The 1868-nt window shown below is 67.3% G+C and carries 4 protein-coding genes; all 4 read left to right on the top strand.

All coding sequences use genetic code 11. The features are described from left to right. On the top strand, positions 1–933 hold a 933-nt coding region (locus V8J39_RS23500), incomplete at its 5' end, for an AAA family ATPase (RefSeq protein ID WP_336463404.1). Next, entirely contained in the window at positions 927–1088 is a 162-nt protein-coding gene (locus tag V8J39_RS23495; RefSeq protein ID WP_336463403.1) for a hypothetical protein, read from the top strand. The genes V8J39_RS23500 and V8J39_RS23495, both read left to right, overlap by 7 nt. An 87-nt stretch (positions 1089–1175) precedes the next feature. Continuing rightward, on the top strand, positions 1176–1631 hold the full coding sequence (locus tag V8J39_RS23490; protein ID WP_336463402.1) for a DUF6634 family protein: 456 nt from the start codon (positions 1176–1178) through the stop codon (positions 1629–1631). 39 nt (positions 1632–1670) lie between these two features. Continuing rightward, on the top strand, positions 1671–1868 hold a 198-nt coding region (locus V8J39_RS23485; protein ID WP_336463401.1), incomplete at its 3' end, for a hypothetical protein.

The following is a 1868-nucleotide window of genomic DNA, read 5'->3' as shown; positions in this document are numbered from 1 at the left end:
TCCTATGGCGAGTGGCAGGCGGCCGGACATCTCGGAGACCTCCTGCGCGAGATGCGCAGATCCTTCGAGCATGCCCGCGAGACCGCGCCCTGCATCCTGGTGATCGACGAGATCGACGCGCTGGGCTCGCGCGCCGGCGACGACGGCCATGGCCGCAGCTATCGCAGCCAGGCGATCGCCGGGCTACTCACCGAACTCGACACGCTCGGACGCGAGGAAGGGGTGATCCTGATCGGCACCTGCAACCACCGCGACCGGCTCGATCCCGCGATCCTGCGACCCGGACGACTGGACCTGCATGTCGAGATGCCCCTGCCCGATGAGACGATGCTCGCACAAATTCTGCAGGAGCACCTGCCCGGAGAAGATCACCTCGCCCTTGCAGATCTGGCGCGGCGGGCCGTCGGCCACACGCCTGCCGAACTCGACGCGGGCATCCGCACCGCGAAGAGCGCCGCGCGGCAGGAGCGGCGCGCCCCGACCCTCGCGGACATCGCCCGCCATCTCGAACTCGACGACACCGACCCGGCGGTGACGCGCAGGGTAGCGGCGCACGAGGCCGGCCACGCGATCGTGGCGACCGCGCTCGGCGCGAGCCGGGTGGTGCGGATGACGCTCCTGCGCGACGGCGGCGAGACCGTCCGGCGACAGGCGGACCGGATCGGCACGTGGGACGACATCCACGACGAGCTCGCCACCCATCTCGCCGGTCGAGCCGCCGAGCGTCTGGTCTACGGCAGCATCTCCGCCGGAGCCGGCGGCGGCTCGGGATCGGACCTGGCGATCGCGACCGAGCTTGCGGTCGCGTTCCACATGCGCCTCGGCCTCGGCTGGCGCGGCCCCGTCTGGTCCGAGGCCCCGTCTGGTCCGAGGCACCGATCGAGCTCGCGCTGCGCGATCCGCAGATCCACGACCGCGTGCGCCAGATGCTGATCGATGCGGAAGATCGGGCTGGAAAGATCCTCGAGACCGAGCAGGACGTCCTGAATGACCTGTCAGAGCACCTGTTCAAACGGCGAAGGCTATCCGGATCCGATCTCGACGACCTCCTGGGGCCTGTGCAGCGCATCTCTCGGCAGACCACCTGACGGCCCCCACCGCCGATCGTCAGGCATCAGCCGATGCGGCTTCGCCGTGATCCGCGAGCCGCCCTTTCCCAGGCCCCGAGGACAACCATGACCAATCAAGAACAACATATCATGCGCCTCGCCTTGCGCGCCCTTGCCGCCGCCGAGGCCGGACCGACCCCCACCGACCTCGCCGACGCCCCGCTCATCGAGCTGTGGCAAGTGCTGCTGAACCCGCGCGGCGCACCGGTTCTCTACGGCTATGCGAGCGGACACCCGAACCTCGGAACACAGACCGTCCGCACGTCATGGCTGATCGCGATCGATCGGGACGCAGGGTGGGCCCGGACCCTCAATCGATACTACCGGCTGGGCCGATCTCTGGAGGAAGCGGCAAGGCATGGCGTCAATCGGGATCCAGCGCAGGCCGAGGTCGCGCCCGGCACCTACAACTACGAGTATCCCGGATACACGCCGATCACGGATCACGCTGTTCTGCGCGAGCTTTTGGCAGTCCATGCGGCGCAGTTACGGACGCTCGCGACCGACACCGGGATCTCCTGACGGCGGGCGGCATGACGATCGCGGAAGAGGCTTTCCTGAATGGGGGATATCCATCTCTGCAATTCGAGCTTCTGGACCGATCAAGGCAATCTTCAACGAGAGCCGCCTTCGGCGGCGCTTTCTGTCTTGGCAGTCGTTCGGCGGCCATCCGGCCGCTTCTTCTATCTTCCGGTATTGGAGGAAGAATGCAGACTGCCGCCTTCCGGCGGCTCTTTCGATATTTTTGTCTTCGAGAAG

Source organism: Frigidibacter sp. MR17.24, assembly GCF_037095655.1.
Taxonomy (GTDB): domain Bacteria; phylum Pseudomonadota; class Alphaproteobacteria; order Rhodobacterales; family Rhodobacteraceae; genus Frigidibacter.
The sequence above is the reverse complement of the archived record's forward strand: the minus strand, read 5'-3'. Positions and strand labels throughout refer to the sequence as shown.